Origin of the sequence: Bacteroides ndongoniae, from assembly GCF_900108345.1 — a bacterium.
In the GTDB taxonomy this organism is placed as follows: domain Bacteria; phylum Bacteroidota; class Bacteroidia; order Bacteroidales; family Bacteroidaceae; genus Bacteroides; species Bacteroides ndongoniae.
In genome coordinates this window covers 1,258,043-1,282,581 of the sequence record NZ_FNVV01000013.1, presented here as the reverse complement: position 1 = coordinate 1,282,581, position 24,539 = coordinate 1,258,043, and the positions used below count along the sequence as shown (strand labels likewise).

Sequence of the window (24,539 nt, the reverse complement as noted above, 5' to 3'; positions counted from 1 at the left end):
TTAACAAGGCGTTTGTAGCGAGCCGTTTCAAGCGGCACTTTATCAAACAGGGAGTTCCAGCCTAATAGACTTGTTAACTGAAGCCTTGTTAATGGTTAATGATTAGTAGTTAATGATTAATGATTAATTCTTCATTTCTCTGCACTCCCATTCGCCAATAGTCCCCGTTTCCGACGAGAAGGTTGCACCAATCTTATACACTTTGCGTACATCGGCTGCATACTCGCGTGCGTAACCCTTTTCTTCTATCTGCTGCAAGGCTTCGGCAGCGGTGCCGTCCAGCTTGAACTCGAAGATGTAGACATACTGCGGTGTTTCCAGCACACAGTCCACACGCCCTTGACTCTGCACCTTTTCCACATAGACAGTGTAGACACTGATCAGGCGGAGTATCAGATAAAAGGTATATTGGAAGTAACGTTCGCGTTCCACTTCATCCTCCTTGCGGCGCATGGTATAGGGGATGCTGGCCAAGAAGGAAGCAAACAACGTACGAAGTTTCTCGGTATCCCCCTCCTCCAGTGTCTCCACTGCATCGTCTATCCAGCCTGTCACCCGTTGTTTGGGTTGCAGATACGACGTGGCAAGCATGGTCAAAAAGCCATTCTTCACCTCGTTGTTCGGGAAGTCCAGCAAAAACTTGTTCATCCGCATATTATACCCTTTGATGGTCAAGTAACCACTCTGGTAAATCATCGGCAGTGGCATCTCCACGTCGGCTTTGTAGTCGATGAATTCCTCCGGACGATAGTACTTGCCCGTCAATTCGTTCAGGTTTTCATTAAAGTGGTTCAGCAGGCGAATGAGATAAGTGGGCGTACCTGAACGAAACCAGTAATCGTTCACGCGGCGGCTGTCCAATGCGTTGAGCAGGCTGAAAGGATTGTACACGTCTATCATACGGTCGCTGAAGTGGTAGCCGTCGTACTGCTGTTTCAACCGCTGTTTCATCTCCTCCGGCGTGCAGCGGTAGTCCACCGCCATGTCGGCGATGGGTTGCGGAAAGTATCGGTCGATCTCTTCCTGTGTGATGCCGCACAACGTCTCGTAACGCCCGTCCATGCTGATATCCTTCGGCTGGTTGAAACCACTGAACACACTCACCTGCGAGAACTTCGTCACACCAGTCAGCAACACGAACTGCAGGTGCTCGTCTGCTCCCTTAAATACGGAGTAGAAACCTTTCAGCACGTTGCGGTGACGATCCTCCAACTCGCGGTCAACATCGAGCACATCCAATATCGGCTTGTCATACTCATCAATCAGCACCACGCAGCGGCGTCCCGTCTGCTTGTGGGCGGCACGAAGCACTTCGATAAAACGATACCCGTACCCCAGTTCCTCTTCGCGGTCGGGTATGCCGTACTGCTTTTCCCATTCCGACACATGGAAATTGATTTTCTTTTCCAGTTCGCCAGAATCCGTAAAGTTCCCTCCATTGAAGTCCACATGGAACACAGGATATGTCGCCCACTCCGTCTCCAATTCGTCGATGGCCAGACCACGGAACAGTTCACGCCGTCCCAGAAAATAGTTTTTCAGTGTGGATACCAACAGGCTCTTCCCGAAACGGCGCGGACGACTCAAAAAGTATATACTACTTTCATGTACCAGGCTGTAAATTAAATCCGTCTTATCCACATAGACATAGCCGTCTTCAATGACACGATCGAAACTTTGTATTCCAATAGGGTATTTCATAAGCAGAACGTTTTCGTTTTCATACTACTTGCAAATATAAAAGATTTCCGCCCAATCAGGAAATAATCCTCTATTTTTCCCCTTCGTTGCACAACTCTCCCTATCTTTTTCTTATTTTGTTTCGCATAAACTAAAACACTAAACAATCTGCACTTTATCAAACTCGAAACGAATCATGAAAAAGAAAGAACACTTAACCACTTACATGGACCTGATTATTCAACAGCTGGAAGCGGAAGGACGCCTCGGAACGGCACACATCTATCGCAGTACACTGCATCGCATACTCGACTTCACTCGTAGTCAGCCGCTCACCTTCGGTGAAGTAACTCCCCTCTGGCTGAAAGCTTTCCAGAATTATCTGCTGGGACGCCAGTTGCAGTGGAACTCCGTTTCCACCTACATGCGCATGCTTCGGGCGGTATACCTGCGTGCGGTCGATGCCGGAATGGCCGTCTTCCGTCCCCGCCTGTTCAAAGGCGTATACACGGGCACACGGGTGACGGTGAAGCGTGCCCTCAGTGAAAACGACCTGCGTAAACTGAATGAACCGAAACCTGCTGTGCGCGAATGTAGCCTTGAGCGGACACGAATGCTGTTCATGCTGCTGTTCATGCTGCGCGGCATCCCTTTTGTCGACATAGCCTACTTGCGCAAGTGCGATTTGCAGGATAATGTCCTGATGTATCGCCGTCGTAAGACAGGAAGCTGGCTGACGGTACGTGTAGAGCCGCGTGCCATGAGCCTCATCGAACAACTGAAGACGCCGGACGAATCTTCACCCTATCTGTTCCCCTTTATCAACGGCACAGACGCCGATGCTTACCGTCAGTACCAGAGTGCGCTGAGAAGCTTCAATGCACGACTGAAGCGTCTGGGTGCATTGGCCGGTGTGAAAGGGAGCCTTAGCAGTTACTGTGCCCGCCATAGTTGGGCCACCATAGCCAACTATCACAACTACCAGCAGGAACTTATCTGTAATGCAATGGGGCATTCATCTGTCAAGGTTACAGAAACCTACTTCAAGCAGCACACTGATGAACGTATCGGACAAATGAACAAAGAAATACTTTCACAGGTATTTCGGGAATAGAACAATTATCGCACCAGATTAAAACTACAGACCACAACAACCAACAGTTGCAATACGAAAAGACTTTTCATAAAATCTGTATAAGGAATGATTCCGTTACTTCGTAGGTAACGGTTATACTTTTCTTTTGCCTTGATGCAAAAGAAAAAATACCAAAAGAAAAAATCAAGAGACGAACCTCCGGAACTACTCAGTCTTCATTTTTGCTAAAAGGCAGAGAGTCGCCGCGCTCCAAACAGTCTGTCTTTTTCAACGTAAGAAACAAAGACGCCGCTTCACGCCCCTCCGATTATGCCCAAAGGCTGCGCACGGCACCTTTGATACATTTGTGAGACACTTGTATGGCTCACAAGCAACACTTGCACGGCTCGCGAGCAACGCAAGCAATACTCGTGGCAATTGCAAGTCATACTCGTGGGCTTTGATTGTAATACTCGGTAGGATTGATTGTTAGACTCGTGGAGATTGTTTGTTAAACTTGCCAGCATTACTTGTTATGTCAGCTAACTATTAATATTGTCCGGCTAAAGTAGGTAGTTACATCTGTCAAGTGAAACTTTACGAGATGAAAGATGGATACGCGGACTACGCTGAGGAGGCGGACTTACACAGATGAAGAATAAAAAAGAAGAAAAATGCCTTCACGCTTTCACCAGAAGACATCTATGCTGATACACAGAAGAATATGGTGAAAGATAAAGCTTCATCCTGATTCAGTGAAAGGTCTTTTGTGAATAATTAGAATCCGTGTTCATCCGTCTCATCAGCGTAGTCCGCGTATCCATCTTTCACCATAACATGCTAATCATAAACGATTTATGGTGAAACCTTACCTGTAAAAACCTACACATACCCCTCCAGTCGGAAGGTGAAAGGTGAAAACAGTCATTTTATTTCCTCCTCCGGTAATATGTTAAATGCCCCCAACAACCGCTTAATCTTCCGACAGCATGAAACGCCGTATTTCTTTCATTCAGCTTATTTCACCTGCGCTTCATTCATTCTTGCATAAATATGTTAAAAACATGTGTTAAATCAAGACTTTCATTTGCTTATTTGTAAAAATAAAACAATCTTTGCAGCGAATTAGAAAACACACCCGTTACCTACGAAGTAACGGAACAACAAAACAACATCCCGCTAAGAAAAAAAATTGTGTTATGGACATGAAAATAGTGAAACGAAGCCTGCTGCTTTGTTTGCTGTTTGTCAGTATTTCACTTTCAGCCCAGAACTGGGCCGTAAAGACGAATTTGTTGTATGATGCAACGACTACAGTAAACCTTGGAGCAGAAGTCGGATTGTCACCCCAATGGACATTCGACCTTTCGGCCAACTTCAATGGCTGGACCTTCGGCGACAACAACAAGAAGTGGAAGCACTGGCTCATCCAGCCGGAACTTCGCTACTGGTTGTGCGAACGCTTCAACGGGCACTTTGTAGGCACCCATCTGCTGGGAGGTGTGTACAACTTCAGCAACCTCAATCTTGACTTCAAACTTTTCGGCACCGACTTTGGTGAACTGAAAGGCCACCGCTTCGAGGGCTGGATGGCGGGTATTGGTGTAGCATACGGTTACCACTGGATGCTGTCGCGCCGCTGGAGCCTTGAAGGGGTCATTGGCTTGGGTTACGTCTACAGCCGTGCCGATAAGTACCTTTGCCCGCGATGTGGCGAACAGTTGGAGGACAACGAACCGCATCATTACCTCGGCCCCACCAAGGCTGCCCTGAATCTGATATATGTTTTCTAAATATAATAAGGTGAAATTTTGAGATACGCGGACGACACGGAAAAAGACGGACGGACGCGGATAATTCCAACTCAAAAAACTACAAACTAAAAAGACACCATCATAGACATGAAACGAATCATTTTGATATATAGCCTTTTCTTGGGATGCCTTGGCGACGCTCTGCCACTCATGGCCCAGCACACCCTTCAAAGCGGTGCAACGGTCGAGGCAACCGACGTCTGCCGCCTGCGCGACAGCGTCATTATCACCATGCGGCTCGATCTCTCGACCATGGAGGTAGAGTCCAACCGCTCCATCGTCCTGATTCCCCTGTTTGAAGCCGAAGGCAAGCACATCGAACTGCCCTCGGTGGAAGTAATGGGCCGTAGACGCCAACTCTACTACGAGCGTAACGGACGCCGACACTACGCCGACAGCCCTTGGAGTGTCATACGTCGCAAGGAAGGCGAGGCACAGACTGTGAACTATCGCACTACCCTACTCTACCAACCCTGGATGGACACCGCCCGTCTGGCCGTGACCGAAGACCTTTGCGGCTGTAGCGAAGTGCAACCGGGCAACCAGCTGACGCTGCAGCAGGCCGACATCGCCTTTCGTCCGCAACTGGCCTACATCGCTCCCGAAGTGGAAGTGGAGAAGCGGCGCGCACTGAGCGGCGAAGCCTATCTGGACTTCGTGGTGAACCGCACCGACATCAACCCCACCTACCGCCGCAACCCCGATGAACTGGCGCGCATACACGCCTCCATCGATACCATCCTGCACGACCGCGACTTCCGCATCACCCGCATCACCTTGCGTGGATATGCCTCGCCCGAAGGAACCTACCGCAGCAACACCCGTCTGGCCGAAGGCCGTACCGAGGCGTTGAAGGCGTACGTACAGACGCGCTACGGCTTTGTCGACACGCTGTTCGTCACCGACTTCGTACCCGAGAACTGGGAAGGCCTGCGCCGCTACGTGGCAGGCAGTACGCTGGCCGACCGCGACGGCATTCTGGCCCAGATAGACAGCGACCTGGAACCCGACGCCAAGGAGCGCGCCATCCGCAGCCGCTACCCCAAAGCCTACGCCACCTTGCTGGCCGAGTGCTACCCCGGCTTGCGCCGCACCGACTACCGCATCGACTACACCATACGCAGCTTCAACGTGAACGAAGCCAAAGAAGTGCTTCGCACCCGCCCGCAGAACCTCAGCCTCGACGAGATGTTTGCCGTGGCGCAGACCTACGAGCCGGGCAGAGACGACTTCAAGCAGGTGTTCGACGTGGCCGTACGCATGTACCCCGACAGCGAAGTGGCCAACCTCAACGCCGCCTGTGCCCTCCTGGAGCAGGGACTGACCGAGCAGGCACAACCCTACTTGGACAAGGCTGGCAACAGTCCGCAGGCAGCCAACGCCCGCGCCGTATCGCTGTTGCTGCAAGGCCGTTACGACGAAGCCCTCCCGCTGCTGGAAGAGGCTCTGCAAGGAGGAGTGAAGGAGGCCGAGGAGAACAGGAAGATCGTTGGAAATGAAGAATGAGGAATGAAGAATTAAAAACGATATAAATGAGTCCACTTTAAAAAGTACACTTTTTGCCTTAGAGCATAACGTAGTTGTCATTCTGTCATCCTGAACGTAGTGAAGGATCTCCTTCGAAAGCTACGTGATAACAGATCCTTCACTCCGTTCAGGATGACAGAGCAAAGCGGACTCAGGAATGACGCAAAACGGTAAAGGGCTAAGGGTAAAACCAAGGTCAACAATTCACCCTAAACCCTCAATCCTCAACTCTCAACCCTAAGTCCTTAAAACAAAACAAAGCAGATCAAAACAAATAATTATTAACTCGATAAATAAGTAAAGATTATGAAAAAGATTTTTAAAAACATGGCTTGGATGCTGACCGCCACATTGGTGATGGCGGCTTGCTCCGACTCGCTGGACGAGGGTGACAACACCGGCCAAGGACCGCTTACCGGTGAAGGGTATGTGAAGGTGGCAATTAATATGCCTTCTACGAGTGGTAATTCAACCAGGTCTACCGATAATGAAGAAGGTGGTGCAATTGTTGACCTTGAAGATGGTAAGGCTAATGAATATAATGTAAACAACGCCATTCTTGCTTTCTTTAAATGCGATAAGACGTTAAACTCTGGTACTCCTGAAACCGAGGCTGCATTTGTTAAGGCTTATCCTTTAAGTAATACTGATTTAGCAATCTCAGGCTCTACAGAAACTCCACAAGTGACGGAACAGGTATCAGTTATTACTGAAGCTCCTAAAGTTGCCGATGATGAACAACTTTATGTACTTGCGATATTAAATTATAATAGCTCTTTATTTACAATTGACAACGGTACTTTAACAGTTAGTGGAACCACTGTATCAAAACTTTCTGATTTACAGAAGAAAATCTCAGCTTCAATAACAGGAGAAACACTAACAAATAATGACTTTGTTAACAAGTTTACCACTAATCCAACTACTTCTAAACAAGATCAATTTACAATGACAAACGCTCCGTTGTCTGACAAACCAGGAAATTCTTCTGAAACAATTTCAGGGGCAAAGGCCTATACTTTAGTGCCTGTCACAGTTTATGATACAAAAGCTCAAGCCATAAATGGTGACGTAGCTAAAATTTATGTGGAAAGGGTTGTTGCGAAAGTTACGTTGAAATTGGGAGCTACTAATAAGGTTACTGATGAAGATGCGCAAATAAAAGTTACTGAAGCAGATGGGACAGCTACACAAGATATTGTAGAAATAACCGGCTGGTGTCTGAATGTCACAAACAATTCTACCAAACTGGTGCGTGATGTAACAGGGTTTAATAACTCCGGATGGTTAGCAACTGCAACCGACCATAAACCTGAGCGCTTTGCAGGAACAAGAGGAATCAATGCTTCATTTGGTATTAATAACGAAAGTAGTTATTACCGTATCTATTGGGCCCAAGATTGTAATTATATAGGTACAGGAAGTACAGATGTTACGGACGCAGCTAATGATTTTACTACTTATTATACTAATAATGGCACGGTCACTCCTCAAGCGCCAGCTTGGAATAGTGGTCTTGCAACTTCTACAGCTGACAATGCTTGCTACTGCCTTGAAAATACGATGGACTATAACCAGCAGATAGATGACCGCACGACAGGAGTTCTGATACAAACGGACTATTATACATACTTCAATGGTGACACTGAAGCTCAAAAAAGAAGTTTTTTTATTTGTGGAACAAGTTCAACTAAGTATCCTGAAGAACAAGTAGGAGGTGGCTCTACTTCAAGTGGTACAGATGCCTTTGTTGATTATGTCATGAAGGAAGCAAACAAGTTGATAACTAAAACAGAGTATCAGTTTACGACAAATGAGTTGCAAATAAAAACTTCTCTGGCTTCTGGAACCTATACGAATGTTGCAGACGTGTTCACTTTTAATGCAACTAGCGATGAACTTACAGCACAACAAGCTGCAGTAAATACAGTAGTAGGTGGTAGAATTTCTTATTATAAGGATGGAGAGAACTATTACTATTCTTCATTGATACGTCACTTCAACGATGATGAAGGAGTGAAAGTACCTGCTGCTGGTGTTACATCGGTCAATGACTATGCACTAAAACATTTAGGCCGTTATGGCGTAGTACGTAATAACTGGTATGAAATAACTATAAACTCTGTTAGTGGACCTGGTGATCCTACAATCGTTCCACCGAGCGGTAACCCAGATGATGAGGCAGAAGGTTACATCAACTGTACCATCAACGTCCTCTCTTGGGCAAAACGTTCACAGGGTGTAGATCTGTAACATAGTGTGTGAGGCTGTGCCTCGTATTCACCACAGATTACGCGGATTGTCACTGACGGACGGAACAGGACAATCTGGAAGTTCAAGAAAAATCTGTGTCAATCCGGGAAATCTGTGGTGGATAAACACACCTCGCAATCTGCTCAATCAAATTAGATATAAAAAAGAACTTGATATGAACCATTGTGCCAAACATATACTGAAGGCAGGCTGGCTGGCAGGATTACTGCTGGGCTTGTCCGTTACGTCGTGTACCGACCTGATCTTCGACGACCGTGACGGGTGCGAACGGGGCGTGTATGTCAACTTCGTCTACGACTACAACCTGCATCGTTCCGACCTCTTCGCCGACCATGTGGGCGAAGTCACCCTCTACATCTTCGACGAACAGGGCAACTACATTGACAGCCGTACCGAAGCCAACGACGACGAATTCCAACCCCTACGGGAGTATGGCTATAACATGTATCTGGACCTTCCCGACGGGAAATACCGCTTCGTGGCACTGGCACATCAGCGTAAAAGCGACGACCAACTGCGGGGCAGCTTCCAACGTACGGAAATGAACGAGAGCAGCCGCATGGAAGACCTGCAGATAACCCTCGACCATACCCGTCTATACGACGGCGCCGGACTTGTCAACCACCAGGGCGAACCGCTGGACACGCTTTGGCATTCCATCTCCGACCAGTCCGTGGAAGTGCGACAAGGGCAGTATGCCTATCACACCCTGTCGCTGGTCAGAAACACCAAATACATCAGTGTTGTCCTGCGCGACATTGACGAACCCGCCGCAATGGACATCGACGACTACAACCTTTACATCACCGGAGGCAACATCCGGCTGAACCATGACAACTCCGAAGACCCCGATATCAAGGCCCTGTGTACACCTTTTGTCACGTGGAATACCCAAGACCCTGATGTCAGCAGCCGTGCTTCGACAGTAGGAAACATGGGACATGCCGACTTCATGACCTCGCGCATCTTTGCCCACGACGACATGGCCGACGACGAGGTATTGGTAGTAGAGCACAAGGAAACCGGCAAACGGGTCATCGAAGTCAACCTGCCCGACCTGCTCGGCCGCCTGTGCAACTACGACGAGCTGCACCGCTACTCCCGCCAGGAATTCCTGGACCGCGGCTACGATTACGACCTTACCTTCTTCCTCACCGACGGCAGTTGGGCTTATGCCAACGTGTCCATCGGTGTGCTGGGATGGAGCAAACGAATACAGAATGTAGATTTATGATGAAAAAAGTGATATATGCGTTTTTGTCTTGCTTCGCCTTGTTGCTGACAGGCGGATGTCAAGAACAGAATTGCGTGGAAGAAATCGACACTTCCCACGCAAGAAACTCGCTATATCTCAACCTGAGCCTTCGAGTGAACGACGGCAGCGGTGCCGCGAGCAGAGCTACCGATGAAGATGTCATACCCGGAACTGGCGATGAAAACACCATTCACTCTCTTTATATATATCTGTTCAATTCAGAGACCGGTGCTTTGGTCTATTGGGCAGACATTACCAACCTCTATCAAGCCGACAACACGAAAACGTATGCCATCAAATTGCAGGATATAAACTTGCCGGAAAAGGTGAGCATATACCTGGCTGCAAACCTGACCCGCCAGCAGGCGGAAAGCATTACAAGTCCGACAGCCTCCTATAAAACCAATGCCACATCCTATACAAGAGCCATCAACGAGTTTGCGCCTTACGAATTTATGCCACAGTTTGGAGTAACAGGTATTAGTAAGCGCGACATAGGCATCGCCATGACCGGACAGGCGGTTTCGGGTTCGGATAAAGTATTTGACATTCATGGCCATACTTCGCCTGACAAGCCGCTTGCCTTAACAGTTGATTTGAAACGGGTGGTAGCCAAAGCATTGCTTACGGTAGTGCCATCAGATGATGATGGTAATTATGCAGTAATCGCTTCTGGAAATGAACACAAAGGCTGGGTACGCATCAGCGACATCTATTATTTCCCCAACGGAACCAACAAAAGCCTGTATTGGTTTGAACAAGAGAACAATAAAGATCCCAATTCAGACCTTACAGATTATATTAGTTCTACAGGGACCGATACCGAACTTGCATTGAATACCGAAAACTATCAGAACGATTTTGTGTATTACAACCAGACGGAACAATATAAACTTTATTATGCTTATTATCAGGCTCAGAAGTTTGATCAGAGGATTGACGATAGTAATACTTACACAGCCGGTATGTATTTCCTGGAAAATACGTTTACGATACCGAAAGAAACGAGTGAATATAAAGCCCAACTGGAAAACTATAAGCTCGCCCTCCCGATGGTGACAAGCATATCCATCGCCTTGCGCTATACTCCCAAAGAGATTTATGTGGAAAAGGGACTGTATGAGAAATTGGAGAAAGGAGAGGGAATGTCGGCAAGCGAAAGAGAAAAATGGAATACAATGAAAGGGAAATATCAAGGCAATAAGCCTTGGGACGAAGCAACGTGGACAGAAGGTGTAAGTGTAAGTGCTGTCATCTTCAATGACGAGGCTGATGCCCAGTTCGTACTCACCATGTCGCTCAAACTGAATGAGGCCTATATTTCTTCCACGGAGTATGGCAACCAGGTGACGAACGGTACGTACAGCGGTACCAAGTTTCCGGACAATACTTTCTTTGCTTTTACGCCAGAAACAAATACCGATGAGAGTTTTCTGTATCATTATTATACCTACGGTGCCCGGCAAAATATAGAGAACCCCATCTATTATGTGCCTTACGTAGGCGGGTGGGCTTATTATTATACTTACTTGGATGGAGATGGAACAAATACTACAAATAAAGCGGTATATAGTGATTCGCAAGTAACGAGAAATACATACTACATCCTGAAACTGAATAAAATAACCCGATTGGGAGGGTCGAAGAGTGACCCCAACAACATCCAGGTGAATACAACCGTGGTTCCGTGGAAGAAAGGCGGTCGGCTGGATGTGGATTTGTGGTAAGCTTGAATGAACTAATAAAAAGAACGAAAATGAAACGGAATGTTCGATACCTGCTATTCCTGCTGTTCGTGCCGCTGCTGGCGGCTTGCGACCAGCCAACCGACGCATCGCTCTCCTTTACCGATGTGCCCATTCGGGTCAATACATCCGTAGAGGGAGGGGGCAGTACGTATACAGTCGGCGATGAAGAGGCGTGGGTGGGCGAAGAACTCCCTGCCAAGCTATTCTTCTGGCATGAAGGTGATTTTAATACGTTAAAAAATACATCAGAAACGAATGCACCTACCCCTTATTTCACCTACCTGATGAACGATGCAATCACTTCGTTCAGCTTCGCGGACAGCCGCTGGCTGGATACCGGGCATCCTTATCCGGAGAATCCAGACAAAACGGAAGCGTATGTATATGCCACCGGCTATGCGCCCCGCACCCTGCTGAAGGAAGACGAAACATCAGGATTCAGAAAACTGACCGTGACAGAAACGGATCTGCAAAAGGTGGCGCACTGTGACTTCCTGTCCTGCGATGCCCGAAGCGAACAGACGGGCAGTTTTGAGAAGCCTTTTGGAAATACGGCAGACAATGAACTGCAGTTCAGACACCTCACTTCCAAAATTCTGGTCTATGCTTCCCGACACGAGACCATTACCGGGCAAGTATATGTCAGAAAGGTGAAGGCTACTTTGACACTGAATAATGCAAATGCTAAGAACGATAAGTTTCATGTGCCAAGTGTGATTGAATGGACGGACGCTGCAAGCGGAACAAATACAGAATGGGGCTACCAGGTAACAGATACCTCCCCACTTACAGATGGTTTAACCTTTCAAGACAATACCGACGATATGATTATGGTGTTGCAGGATAAACGAATAGACTCCTGTTACGTCTGCCAGCCGTCTGATGTAAAGACCACTGCCGTTGATCTGAGCGTAACAGCCGAATACTCGTATCGACAGGACTTTAGTTCGCCCTATGAATTTACATGGAGCGGAACCAATCTGCCCATCAAGGCACTTGACGAGAATGGGGAAGAAACTGCAACGGAATTTAAGCCCGGTTATGTGTACGAAATATATCTGAAGTTCTATAAAACCGGGGTGATTGTAACTGCTAAGGAAGTGGAATGGGAAGACGGAGGTATCCATTATGTACCGGTCTATCCGCCCGGTACTTGACAAACAGATGAAAGAAATGCGTATGATGAAAGGAAAGAATTTTTATACAATTCTGCTGTGTGCCGCCCTGATGGTGGCAGGCACGGCGGCGTGCTCGGACGATTGGCTGTCGGGGGCCGATACTTCCCACGACTCCTCGGAAGAAGGACAAGTGGCTGCTGTCAAACTGGAGGGCAACGGGGAAGTAGTCTCCCGAAGCGCTTTTCAGGCAGGGACTGCCTATAGATTGGTGATGTTTACCAGAGGTTTTGAGGCGACAGATACATCAGCTCCTGATTTATCTGAAGATTCTGTACTCAGGTATAATGGGCTGGCTACTGAGACCGCTTTGGGTACGTTTCAATATCTGGTTGTTAATGACGACAGACATATTAATAATGACTGGTTTAGTTTTCGATCACTTGAGCCCATAGATGATGCAACTAAGACAGAGACCGGCAGACGCTCCCTCAGCTTCTACGGCTTTACCTATGGGGAGGAAAACGCACCGGAATTAGATACGGATGCATATACGCGGACGGAAGAAGTAGATGGAAACGGCGAACTGAAAGACCTGATGTGGGGCATCCTTGTTGACCAGAACGACGCCACCGCCGAGTTCCCGTGTGAGATTCCGTTCCGTCATGCCTTTTCCCGGCTGGAATTCAAGGTTTCTCAGTTGGAGTCTGAGACAGAGGCGGGGCAAGGTATGTATAATTTGGGCATCGAACGTATAGCGGTGACCGATACATACCAAAGCGGGACAGTGGATTTGTTTACGGGAAAGACGACACTGAATGGAGCACAGTCAGAGAGGCCTTTATCCAACATGGCCACAAATTATAATGTTGGGGAATATATCAGCGTAGACACCCCGGACAGCTTAGGTGCCATGATTGTCTTTCCTTCCGCTAAAGAGTCGTTAAGCGATGGCGTGGATAAATATACCATTGGTTTGAAGATAACCTTGAAGGGAACGCTAAATGAAGTAGAAAAACTGGTAGGAACGGGCAATGCTACAAAGTCATCGTCAGGTGACTATTATACCGGTGAATATATTGTAAAACAAGTGTATAGCAGTGTATATGGGGGGAATGATCTTACAAGTGATGGTTCCATTGCAGCTTCTCCACTTTATCTGCAGGCAGGCAGTAAATACACCCTGCACATCGTGTTGATGAAGGACGAGGTGCGGGTCGTAACCGTTGTGCCCAGCAAAGTGGAATGGTTGCCGGGGGAAACAGACGATGAGGGAAATACCTTTTCCACCGAGGTAGTAGGCCAGCCCATCTTCTTTGACAACACCATGTGGATGGACAGAAACTTGGGAGCAAACGAAGCTGACCCGGGAGGTAACTATAATCAGACTATCGGGTATTATTATCAAAACAATCGGAATATTCCGTATTGGCCGTATAGTACTGAGAGGTTTGGTTACTCTTATTATCCTAATCAACTTAACTCTATTCCTAAACCTGAAAATCGTTATTTAGATACTTTTACTTTTAGCTCTTGGGAAAATCCTTCGTTCAAAGTTTATCCTATGATTGATGAAAATATTATGAAGGGAGATTCTTATAAATATTATTGGAATTCTAATGCATCTAAATTGTTTTACAAACTGCCATCTGCTACTGAGAATCCTAATGCTAAATCATATATTTTTTATTGGGGAAAAGGATCAGCTGATGTCCCTTTAGATTGGACGACCAATAATAGTTGGACGAAGCGAGAAAATCAGCCTGCTCCTCCGGGGTATGCTTTGCCTACACAAGAACAGTTTCAAAGCGTATTCCCAACAACAGTTTTTGCGGGGAATATCACTTTCTGTAAGCTGAATAAATCAGACAGTGATTGGTATGGAGACCAAACAATGACAGAGGATATAATAAGGATTTGTGTCCCGTTTTATACAGATGGAGTGAATACCACTAATAAATTAAAGTATCTTCAACTGTGGAAAAATCTTAAAGACCCTGGAGCATCACCAAACAGAAATTCTTATTATAATGGGTGGTATGATCCTCATTTTTATATTAACAGTGAACCTGATGGAGACCCCTCTCCTGGTTATTGCTCGGTTTATATTATTAGTCGGAAAGGTGATGACTTATATACTCTTTCCATCGCTGATGATATAGAAAAATATTATCAAACCCTACAATGGGGAACTATTTATGGAATAAAAAAAGTTGGCACTTCTGAAGCTTATAGGATGAGATGGAAAGTAATGAATGCTCAAACAATATCTGGAGGCATTCCATTGCTTTATGTTAAAGTAAGTATGTACAGTTGTACGAAAAATGATAATTTGACTGCAGATAATTATGATAGTTATGATTGGGATCATCCTTCTTCTGAGATGTTTTTCCCTCTGTGCGGTGAAGTGGAAGGAAGAAATGCAACTCAAAGCCGCGTTAGTGGATTTTCATCCTATGGTTCAGCTGTACTTTATGCTTGTGCGTCAAACAATGCAGCCTTACATATTAAAATTACAGGTTCAAATAAAGCGAATCAGTATATGTCTGTAGTTAGCAATGAAGTCCAAACCAATGCGAAGCAAATCCGCCTGGTAAAAACTCAAAATTGACGAGGAAGTATGTGGAAAATAGAACGATATAAGAAAATGTGGGGAATGGCCGCCTGGTGCTGCATGCTCTTAGGATGGACAGCCTGCGACAACGATGCCGCTGCGGACAAAGTGCCGGGTGACGGCCTTGTACAGATACAGCCGGTGCTGTCCGGCAGCCTGGTGGCCGACGGTTTTAGCACCACGACCAGAGCCCCAGAAAACTTACCGGATCATGTAATAGTACCATTGCCCGAAGGAACGACTTTATGGATTATTGCAGAGAAGTCAGGTGAGGTGACTTCTACTTCTAAAACAGCTTATGTAGTAAAAGAAGTGAGCGAGGGAACAGGCGTAACATCGCTGTATCCTTGCGAAGTGGATGACGATGGGAAGGTGGTTTCGGTGGATGGAACGCCTATGTTCATATCGGAAGGAACCTATACATTTTGGGCGGTATCGCCTGCCCGGGAATTGAAGGATGGCAATACCTTAAGCGTAAAGAACGGAGAGGAACTGCTGGCTACAGACGACAGGTATGTAAAAACTGAACCTACTACCATTACAGTTTCTGGAAATTGGAGCAATGATGAAAGCAGAATTGAAGTTATCAAGCTGAACCCTTTGTTCAATCAGACAGCCCAACTAAAGTTTACCATTACTTCCGAAGCTAAATGGATTCACAGTCTGGAACTGCTGGCGGCAGGCGTGGAATACTCGGGACTGCAGGAAGAAACGGAAAACAACTGGAGTCTGACAAATCACTTGAATACCGACTATGGCATGAAGAACGGTACATACCGGGAGACGGAATGTGTGACGGGAAAGAACAGTGATGGTACCCATTACCTGGAAGTGACGACTCCTATTCTGCCGGTTAACGCCGTTGCCACTCCGGTGGTGGTGCTGTTCAATGTGCTGATAAACGGAGTGCCCAGCCCGTTCAGCATCATGCTGACCGAGAAGAATTTTCAGGCAGGATATTCTTATCATTACAAAGGAACCGTCAAACTGCAGGACGGTGTAGCGGTCATCGTATGGCAGTTTGTGGAATGGAATATGGATGTAGTATTTGATTAACAGTGTTTCAAAGGAAGAGGATATGAGCAACTATTTCAAGAATCTGGTCTATGCCTTAACGGTCTGTCTGCTGGCGGCCTGCGAACAGACAGTGGTGGACATGCCGACTGAACCGGGCACATGGACCATTGCGGCAGGCCCCATGAACAATTATGGCGGAACAACCCGCTCTTCATACACCATGTGGCCGGAAGAGGAGAACTGTATCAAGACGCTGGCTTTCTTCCAGTTCGACCCCGAAGGGATGCATACCCGTAACGAATTGTATAACTTCCGGAATTTTGCTACGGAGGACAATCCGTACGGTGTGTTGCAGGCTTCCATTTCGGATGTCAGTTTCAAGTCGTACAATGCGAACAATACGACCATCTGCGTGGTGGCCAATGTGACGGAACAGGATGTGAACGAGTTTTATAACCAATATACCACCAGCACATCGACCCAAGTGCGACTGGACGAGTTCAAGGAATGGACCCATAAGTTCCAATATAAAGTAGATCCCGATTCACTGGGGCATCTGAAACAGGTGTGCATGTTCGGCTATTACGAAGGAACACTGGGCGGAACGGAACAACTTCAACGGCTGATCTTAGGACGTCTTTGCAGCCGTATCGAGATAACACTGCAGGCTGAAAATGCGAATGCGGATTACTTTTCTTCGGGTGTAAGTTTCGAGTTCGACAACGTTCCGACCGAGGCCTATTACTTTTCTACCGGAGTGGGAGTAACCGATACACAAAAGGATAACCAATTTGGAACGACCGTTTCTTCGGTGACAACCGAGAAGCAGATGTTCTACTTTTACATGCCCGGCAATTCGGCACAGACCGAGGAGGCTGCATTGAAGCTGAACATCACTTTTGGCAATCAAACCAAGACGGTGACGCTTTGTACGTTGCCTCCGAAACAGAATGAAGGGTATGTGGACTATACCATCAACCGAAACAGTATCTACCGCTTCAACCTTACATTAAAGAAAGCCGCCTCAACAAGATGCGGAGAGTGTAAAGGATTGGTATCGTCTGCCCCCGTAGTTGCCTATAGCGGAGAAGATACGGAAATTTACTTCTAAGATAGTATAAAATAGAATAAAGAGAATATGATAAAATATGGATGGATATACATTGGTTGCTTTCTGTTAGCACAGAATGGGGGAAGAAACATGACTATTCCAAAAGTGCAGCAGAGGACTGTCGCACCACGGAAAGAAGGATTCCCCTTCCCCACCATCCCCTCCACCCTGACAGAACCCGAAGCCCGCAAGTCCTACCTCCTCACCCACTACTGGGAGCGTTTCGACTTTGCCGACACCACCTTGGTGGATAACCGTGACGTGACCGAACAGGGCTTTGTGAACTTCATCGCCCTGCTGGCAGATGGCACAACGCCGGACGAACTGATGCGTGAAAGCATGGAGAACTGGTGCAGGAGGTTTATTCCCTCGACTTATGCATGCCCGGTGCTGATGAAAATGGCGGATGATTACCTCTACAATCCGAATTCACCTTTCTACAACGAACATCTGTATGGAATGTATCTGGAAGCACTGATCAAGGAATTCCCCAAAGGGGATGCACAAATTTCGAGATTCGGCTTCAGGCTAAGCCTGCTGAAACGGAACAATCCGGGCAACCGGGCAACGGACTTCACCTACTACCTGCCCGACGGCAACCGCCGCACGCTGGCCGCTACACCGGTGAAGGGCGACCGCTTGTTACTGGTGTTCTACGACCCGGAATGTGAGTCGTGCCACGCCGTATTGGGACAGATGACAGCCAGCACGGCACTGGCAGAAGCTGTGAAGACGGGACGAATGAGTGTACTGGCCATTTATACCGAAGGCAACGAAGAAGCCTGGCGCAAAGCCTTGCCCGATATGCCCGAAGGTTGGGTGGTAGGCACCGACCGTGAGACAGTAAAGACCGGTGCGCTGTACGACCTGAAAGCCATGCCTTCGCTCTACTTGCTGGACGGACAAAAGAAAGTATTGCTGAAAGATGCCGCTTTTGAAGAGATAAGCCGCTTTTTAGGATTTTGAGTTGCTCACCACAGAGAGCACAGAGTGGTACAGAAAAAAGTCACCGTGAGGTGACGCGCAAGCCAGTTCATGGCTTAGAGAAGCTGGAACTGGCAGCACTTATCAGTGCGATAAGTGTGATTGTTTGTTTTGTTTGTCAAGCCATACTGCCTCAATGCGGTATGGCTTGTTTTTTCTCCTGTCAGGAAAAAAAATCCCAGTCAGAGAGATATGTTGCTCTAACTGGGAAATAATCGGGCTATAATACCCATTTTAATAATGATTGTAACTGATGACTTTTTCTGCCGGTTTCCTCGACTTCCGTCGTTTTTCTTTCACGGGATATCCGATTGTGATGTCAAGCAGCAACCGTTTGCCTGAAGGAATATCGGTCAGCTTCTTAATCTCTTTCTCGTCGAACCAGCCTAAAATGCACGACCCAAGTCCTTCGCTCTCGGCTGCCAGCACAATATGGGCGGCAGCAATGCCGATGTCGATCAGCGGGAAATATTTATCTTTTATCCTGGCACCTAGGAAGGAAGTGAAATTCATGGATTCCTCCACCACCAGAATATGAACCGGTGCGTTGCGGGCAAACTTGTTCATGCCCAGTCCGGCGGTAGCCTTTCCGACTGCTGCGGCCAGCTCGGGATCGGTAACGACGACAAACTTCCACGGCTGCGCATTGCAGGCCGACGGCGAAAGACGTGCCGCCTGCAATATGCGTTCCAGCTTCTCCTGCTCCACCGGACGTGACACATCGTAAGCACGGTCGCTCTGCCGCGCCTCGACCAGGCGAAGAAAATCAGACTCTGCAAACATATCTATCATTAAAATTTAGGTTTCACCTATCAAGTTCGGGTTGATAGTAAATCTCAACCTGCTTTCATCTTGAAATCCCCTCCTGGGTAAAGCCTCAATACTGTATCATCCGGCTGATATACTTTCCTATAATATCGAACTCCAAATTGACTACGCTTCCTACCCGGATGGCATGGAAGTTGGTATGTTCGAATGTATAAGGAATGATGGCAACCTGGAAGGTATCGTCGGTAGGGTTGCACACCGTCAGACTGACACCGTTTACTGTCACCGAACCTTTGTCGACAGTGATATAGCCCCGTTTCGCCATCTCCTTATCAAAGGCATAACGGAAGGTAAAATAGTAACTGCCTTCAGCATCCTTAACATCAATGCAGGTAGCAGTCTGATCGACATGGCCCTGAACGATATGTCCGTCCAAACGTCCGTTCATCATCATGCTGCGTTCTACATTCACTTCATCGCCTACCTGCAACAAACCGAGGTTGGAGCGGTCCAGCGTTTCCTTCATGGCTGTTACCGTATAGGTATCATCGGTCATGCTGACTACCGTAAGGCATACACCGTTGTGAGACACACTCTGGTCAATCTTCAACTCATTTACAAAAGAGCATGTGAAAGTGAAATGCACATTCTCCTGCTCTTTTACCATCGCCACCAACTTGGCGCATTCTTCTACGATTCCGGAAAACATATACTAAGTATTTAATTCTTTGGTGGTTAGGTTTATGAGTCTATAAGTTATTTTGTTTCAGCTCGAAAACCCACAAACTTACAAACTGATAAACTCACCTATTATTATTAAGATTTATACTTTGCGAAGATAGACATTTTTTCTTTTCTGACTAAAAGAAGGGGCAACAAAAAAGGCAGCTTTTCACAAAGCCACCTTTTTCAGTTTTCAATAGGTATTAGTTTTTTTTTAAGGTAAAAAGATTGTTTTCAGGATAACGATGCAAATATAGCGGCTTTTCGAGATACCAGCCAAATTAAAAAACATGTCTTATAACATCTTTTTGAAAAAACTTTTGGATTTGTTATCATTTGAAAGCAATTTTCTACATCCGCACCTTTTTCAAGAAACAAATATAAGATTTTTTTTCTTGAAACACTAAAATTATCCTAAAAAACTGTTTTCTTTCCTATATTAACGGGGATAGTTTTCATCCGTGCGTCCGCTATGTTTTAATACCTTCGCATCGATAAAGAAAACAATTTCCTCGGCTATATTTGTAATATGGTCGCCCGAACGTTCCAGTTTGCGGAACACACTGATGAGGTTCAAACAAGTCAATGCACTTTCGGGATGCTTCACTATATAATCGGCCAGAATTGCCGTCACCTCGGCGTTGATTTCATCCAGCAGGTTGTCTTTAGCAAAAACAGAGGTAGCCAACTCCTGACTTTCTTCCTGAAGAGCTTTTTTGGCCAGTTCCAGCATCGAAAGTACTTGTTTGATCATTTCCTCCAAACGAAGTTTCTTGATCAGTTCGGCATCCAACGCTGGCTCCTTACAATTAATGGCAAAACGTGCTACACCTTCTGCAAAATCGCCCAACCGCTCCAGATTGGTATTGATTTTAAGCATGGCCAGCACAAAACGCAAATCAATTGCTACCGGATTGTACAAAGCAATGATATCTTCGACATCGCTATCTATTTTCAATTCCAAAGCATTGACACGACGTTCACGGACCAACACTTGCTGTGCCAGTTCGCGGTCAAGAGTAAGTACTGCTTCTCCTGCCCTGTCAAGCTGGTTGTACACCAGATTCCACATCTCCTCTATCTCCTTTTTCAGCAAGACGAGTTCCGATTCGATAAATTTTACCATAACTTTTTTGTTTTTATAATTGATGATTTACTTAAGTTTCTGTTTCAATATTCCATTGGAAGCTAAGAATTTATAGTATTCAAAGCCAATAGTGCGGAAATCAGTCGTAACCTGTTCTACCGACCTTTAACTTCCAAACTCCACCGGAGAACGGCCACTTCTTCTCCCCCCCTTTACTCTTGTAAGTTTCGGTGAAACCAAAACTTGCGAAAGTTAAGCCTATTACATTGGATATGCAAAGAAACAGAGCAGATGTTAAGAGGATATGACTGCATTTTGAAAGATCTGTTACAAAAGTGTTACATTTCTGTTACATCCCCCTTGGATACTTTTCCACCGTTTACAACCGGAAATGACAATAGCCCGACACCATCAGGCACTTCATAGACTACTGATGCTGCTCCCCCCTTCAGGAAATCATAAAAAAGCACGGATATAATTCCTGCAAAATAGCAATATACCAAAAAATTAGTCGTATTTTTGCAAAGTTGAAAATAGTGAAAACTACGAAAAGATACAATTATGGCAGAAATGAAAAGCGAAGAAACAAGCGAAAAGAAAAGCTTGAACTTCATTGAGCAGATAGTAGAGAACGACTTGAAAGAAGGTAAAAACGGAGGAAGAGTACAGACACGTTTTCCGCCAGAGCCTAACGGCTATCTTCACATCGGACACGCTAAAGCAATTTGCCTCGATTTTGGCATTGCAGCTGCTCATGGTGGTGTGTGCAACCTGCGCTTTGACGACACCAACCCGACTAAAGAAGATGTAGAATATGTAGAAGCCATCAAGGAAGATATCAAGTGGCTGGGATATCAGTGGGGAAACGAATATTATGCTTCCGACTACTTCCAGCAACTTTGGGATTTTGCCATACGGCTGATTAAAGAAGGAAAAGCATACATCGACGAACAATCCAGCGAAGAGATTGCTGCCCAGAAAGGTACACCTACACAACCTGGTGTGGAAAGTCCGTACCGCAACCGTCCCATTGAAGAAAATCTGGAACTGTTCCAGAAAATGAACAATGGAGAAATAGAAGAAGGAGCCATGGTGCTGCGTGCCAAGATAGATATGGCTAACCCCAATATGCACTTCCGCGACCCGATCATTTACCGCGTCGTAAAACATCCGCACCACCGTACGGGAACAAAATGGAAAGCATATCCGATGTACGACTTCGCCCACGGTCAAAGCGACTTCTTCGAAGGCGTGACCCACTCGCTCTGTACACTGGAGTTTGTGGTACACCGTCCGCTGTACGACTTGTTCGTGGACTGGCTGAAGGAAGGAAAAGATCTGGAAGACAACCGTCCCCGTCAGTACGAATTCAACAAACTGAACCTGAGTTATACACTCATGAGCAAGCGTAACTTGCTGACCTTGGTAAAAGAAGGACTTGTCAACGGTTGGGACGATCCCCGTATGCCGACCATTTGCGGTTTCCGCCGTCGTGGCTACTCACCGGAATCAATCCATAAGTTCATTGACAAGATTGGCTACACGACCTACGATGCACTCAACGAGTTTGCATTGCTGGAAAGTGCCGTACGCGAAGACCTCAACGACCGTGCAACCCGCATTTCGGCTGTACTGAATCCGGTAAAACTGGTTATCACCAACTATCCGGAAGGACAGGTAGAAGAACTGGAAGCCATCAACAATCCGGAACATCCCGAAGAAGGCAGTCACATGATCGAATTCAGCCGCGAATTGTGGATGGAACGCGAAGACTTCATGGAAGATGCTCCGAAAAAGTATTTCCGCATGACTCCCGGACAGGAAGTACGTCTGAAAAATGCCTATATCGTAAAATGTACCGGATGCAAGAAAAACGAAGCCGGCGAAGTGGTAGAGGTATATTGCGAATACGATCCTGACTCGAAAAGCGGTATGCCGGGTGCCAACCGAAAAGTAAAAGGTACACTCCACTGGGTAAGCTGTGCACACTGTCTGGAAGCAGAGGTTCGTCTGTACGACCGCCTGTGGAAAGTGGAGAACCCACGCGATGAACTGGCTGCCATTCGCGAAGCTAAAAACTGCGATGCACTGACCGCCATGAAGGAAATTATCAATCCCGACTCGCTTCAGGTATTGCCCTGCTGCTACATCGAAAAGTTTGCAGCCGGCATGAAGCCTCTTACCTATCTGCAGTTCCAACGTATCGGCTACTTCAATGTAGACAAAGACTCTACTCCCGAGAAGATGGTCTTCAACCGAACTGTAGGACTGAAAGATACTTGGGGAAAAATCAACAAATAAATCAAAAAGGAGTTATTACTATTGATGAACAGAAAAAACCTACTGTCTGGAAGAGACAAAGAATTGTACGAACTGGCAGAACAATACGAAAAAGCCCAAAGGGAAAGAATGCCAATCTATATGGATGCGGACGACCTGGCGGACTTGGCGGACTGGTATGCCATGCGGAATAAATTTCAGACAGCTCTGGAAACCACTGAATATGGACTGAGCCTGCACCCCAACAACACTGCGTTGTTGGTGGAGCGGGCTTACCTGTTCCTGGACACTCAACGTCGTGGAAAGGCCAAAGAAATAGTCGAAAGAATCACCGACGATTTTTCTTCCGAGGTAAAAATACTGAAGGCCAACATACTGATGGGCGAAGGTAAACTGGAAGAAGCTGAAAAGCTGATCAACACCATTAAAGACAAAGAGGAACTGGCCAACATTATTGAGGTAGCTTACCTCTACAATGACATGGGGTATTCGCAGAAGGCCTCACAATGGCTAGAGATAGGAAAGGGACTTTATGATGAAGATGAAGCCTATTTGGCTGTAGTGGCCGACTGCCTGTATGGAGAGCGCAAGTTCGACGAAGCAGCCGTATACTACAATAAACTGATAGACAAAAATCCCTATTCTGCCCCTTATTGGTTTGGCTTGGCACGATGTTATTTCGAGCAACAACAGTACGACAAGGCTATCGATGCCTGCGACTATGCCATCATATCCGACGACGAATTTGCCGAAGCATACGTAGTCAAAGGACATTCGTTCTACCAGCTTGGAAACGACAAGAAAGCCTTGGAAAGCTACCGGAAAGCCGAAGAACTGCAAGTGCTGACTCATGACTTTGTCTATACCTTCATTGCCATGGGACATATCAGCCAAAATGAATGGGAGCAAGCCTATCACTATCTTAAAGCTGCCATAGACAGTTACGAGGAAAAGACAATTCCACTTGCCATGCTGTATTCCAATGCTGCCCTCTGCCTCTTCAAAATGGGGGAAAAAGAGAAAGCTTACCAATATAGCCGCAAAGCCATAGGAACCGATCCGAATGATGTGGAGAACTATCTGATATCCGGCCGAATTTATATGGAAGATGGAAATCCCGAACAGGGAATCAAGCAATGGGCCAGGGCGCTGAAAATCGCCCCCTATCCGGAGACTTGGAACGAAATAGGACTCATCTGTATGGAAATCAATCAGATAGAATATGCACGAGTAGCCTTCGAACACGTCAAAAAAGATGCTCCCGATTACGAAGGTATCAACGAAAGACTAACCTCCATTTATCTGATATTGCATGATAAAGAGAATTTTATGAAGTACAACCAGCTTTGTAAGAAACCCATCAGCCAAGATGAGTTAAAAGAATTGCAGCAGATGATGAACGGAGAAGAACGGGAAGAAATGGCTAAAATCATGAAAGATATTTTTGAATCACTGAAATAAATCGTT

General features: G+C 46.5%; 17 protein-coding genes. 13 read left to right on the top strand and 4 right to left on the bottom strand.

What is annotated here, in order from left to right; translation table 11 throughout:
• Window positions 1-123: 123 nt before the first annotated feature.
• The gene (locus BQ5591_RS09800) at window positions 124-1,701 is read right to left on the bottom strand and encodes an ATP-binding protein (protein WP_071149158.1); all 1,578 of its coding nucleotides are present in this window, start codon (window positions 1,699-1,701) and stop codon (window positions 124-126) included.
• Window positions 1,702-1,876: 175 nt separating this feature from the next.
• On the opposite strand from BQ5591_RS09800, the gene BQ5591_RS09795 reads away from it, so the two are divergent.
• From BQ5591_RS09795 to BQ5591_RS09745, 11 genes are all read left to right on the top strand, one after another.
• Window positions 1,877-2,794, top strand: a complete 918-nt coding sequence (locus BQ5591_RS09795) for a tyrosine-type recombinase/integrase (RefSeq protein WP_071149157.1) — start codon at window positions 1,877-1,879, stop codon at window positions 2,792-2,794.
• A 1,166-nt stretch (window positions 2,795-3,960) separates the two neighbouring features.
• Complete coding sequence (locus tag BQ5591_RS09790; protein ID WP_071149415.1) at window positions 3,961-4,548, top strand: DUF3575 domain-containing protein; 588 nt, start codon at window positions 3,961-3,963, stop codon at window positions 4,546-4,548.
• 108 nt (window positions 4,549-4,656) lie between these two features.
• Window positions 4,657-6,075, top strand: a complete 1,419-nt coding sequence (locus BQ5591_RS09785; RefSeq protein ID WP_083380920.1) for a DUF3868 domain-containing protein — start codon at window positions 4,657-4,659, stop codon at window positions 6,073-6,075.
• A gap of 327 nt (window positions 6,076-6,402) precedes the next feature.
• Window positions 6,403-8,349 carry an Mfa1 family fimbria major subunit gene (locus BQ5591_RS09780; protein ID WP_071149156.1) on the top strand — a complete coding sequence of 649 codons (1,947 nt, stop codon included), beginning with the start codon at window positions 6,403-6,405 and terminating at the stop codon, window positions 8,347-8,349.
• Between the two features lie 175 nt (window positions 8,350-8,524).
• Window positions 8,525-9,604: a FimB/Mfa2 family fimbrial subunit gene (locus tag BQ5591_RS09775; RefSeq protein WP_071149155.1), complete on the top strand. Its 1,080-nt coding sequence runs from the start codon at window positions 8,525-8,527 to the stop codon at window positions 9,602-9,604.
• Window positions 9,601-11,352, top strand: coding sequence for an Mfa1 family fimbria major subunit (locus BQ5591_RS09770; protein WP_071149154.1), 1,752 nt, complete (start codon window positions 9,601-9,603; stop codon window positions 11,350-11,352). The genes BQ5591_RS09775 and BQ5591_RS09770 overlap by 4 nt, the downstream gene beginning before the upstream one ends.
• Before the next feature lie 29 nt (window positions 11,353-11,381).
• Window positions 11,382-12,530, top strand: a complete 1,149-nt coding sequence (locus tag BQ5591_RS09765) for a hypothetical protein (RefSeq protein ID WP_071149153.1) — start codon at window positions 11,382-11,384, stop codon at window positions 12,528-12,530.
• 22 nt (window positions 12,531-12,552) lie between these two features.
• Window positions 12,553-15,099 (top strand): fimbrillin family protein, encoded by a 2,547-nt coding sequence (locus tag BQ5591_RS09760; RefSeq protein WP_159434447.1) that lies wholly within the window; start codon window positions 12,553-12,555, stop codon window positions 15,097-15,099.
• 9 nt (window positions 15,100-15,108) lie between these two features.
• On the top strand, window positions 15,109-16,158 hold the full coding sequence (locus BQ5591_RS09755; RefSeq protein WP_071149151.1) for a BF2992 family fimbrillin-A clan protein: 1,050 nt from the start codon (window positions 15,109-15,111) through the stop codon (window positions 16,156-16,158).
• Window positions 16,159-16,180: 22 nt separating this feature from the next.
• On the top strand, window positions 16,181-17,230 hold the full coding sequence (locus BQ5591_RS09750) for a DUF4906 domain-containing protein (protein ID WP_071149150.1): 1,050 nt from the start codon (window positions 16,181-16,183) through the stop codon (window positions 17,228-17,230).
• Between the two features lie 90 nt (window positions 17,231-17,320).
• Window positions 17,321-18,196 (top strand): DUF5106 domain-containing protein, encoded by an 876-nt coding sequence (locus BQ5591_RS09745; RefSeq protein ID WP_071149149.1) that lies wholly within the window; start codon window positions 17,321-17,323, stop codon window positions 18,194-18,196.
• Between the two features lie 252 nt (window positions 18,197-18,448).
• On the opposite strand, the gene BQ5591_RS09740 is transcribed toward BQ5591_RS09745, so the two are convergent.
• From BQ5591_RS09740 to phoU, 3 genes are all read right to left on the bottom strand, one after another.
• Complete coding sequence (locus tag BQ5591_RS09740; protein WP_071149413.1) at window positions 18,449-18,997, bottom strand: nitroreductase family protein; 549 nt, start codon at window positions 18,995-18,997, stop codon at window positions 18,449-18,451.
• 94 nt (window positions 18,998-19,091) lie between these two features.
• Window positions 19,092-19,691, bottom strand: a complete 600-nt coding sequence (locus tag BQ5591_RS09735; RefSeq protein ID WP_022164402.1) for a riboflavin synthase — start codon at window positions 19,689-19,691, stop codon at window positions 19,092-19,094.
• 453 nt (window positions 19,692-20,144) lie between these two features.
• Window positions 20,145-20,831 (bottom strand): phosphate signaling complex protein PhoU, encoded by a 687-nt coding sequence (gene phoU / locus BQ5591_RS09730; RefSeq protein WP_022164401.1) that lies wholly within the window; start codon window positions 20,829-20,831, stop codon window positions 20,145-20,147.
• A gap of 522 nt (window positions 20,832-21,353) precedes the next feature.
• On the opposite strand from phoU, the gene BQ5591_RS09725 reads away from it, so the two are divergent.
• Window positions 21,354-23,093, top strand: a complete 1,740-nt coding sequence (locus BQ5591_RS09725; protein ID WP_022164400.1) for a glutamine--tRNA ligase/YqeY domain fusion protein — start codon at window positions 21,354-21,356, stop codon at window positions 23,091-23,093.
• A 24-nt stretch (window positions 23,094-23,117) separates the two neighbouring features.
• Window positions 23,118-24,533 carry a tetratricopeptide repeat protein gene (locus BQ5591_RS09720; protein ID WP_022164399.1) on the top strand — a complete coding sequence of 472 codons (1,416 nt, stop codon included), beginning with the start codon at window positions 23,118-23,120 and terminating at the stop codon, window positions 24,531-24,533.
• The last annotated feature ends 6 nt before the right edge of the window (window positions 24,534-24,539 follow it).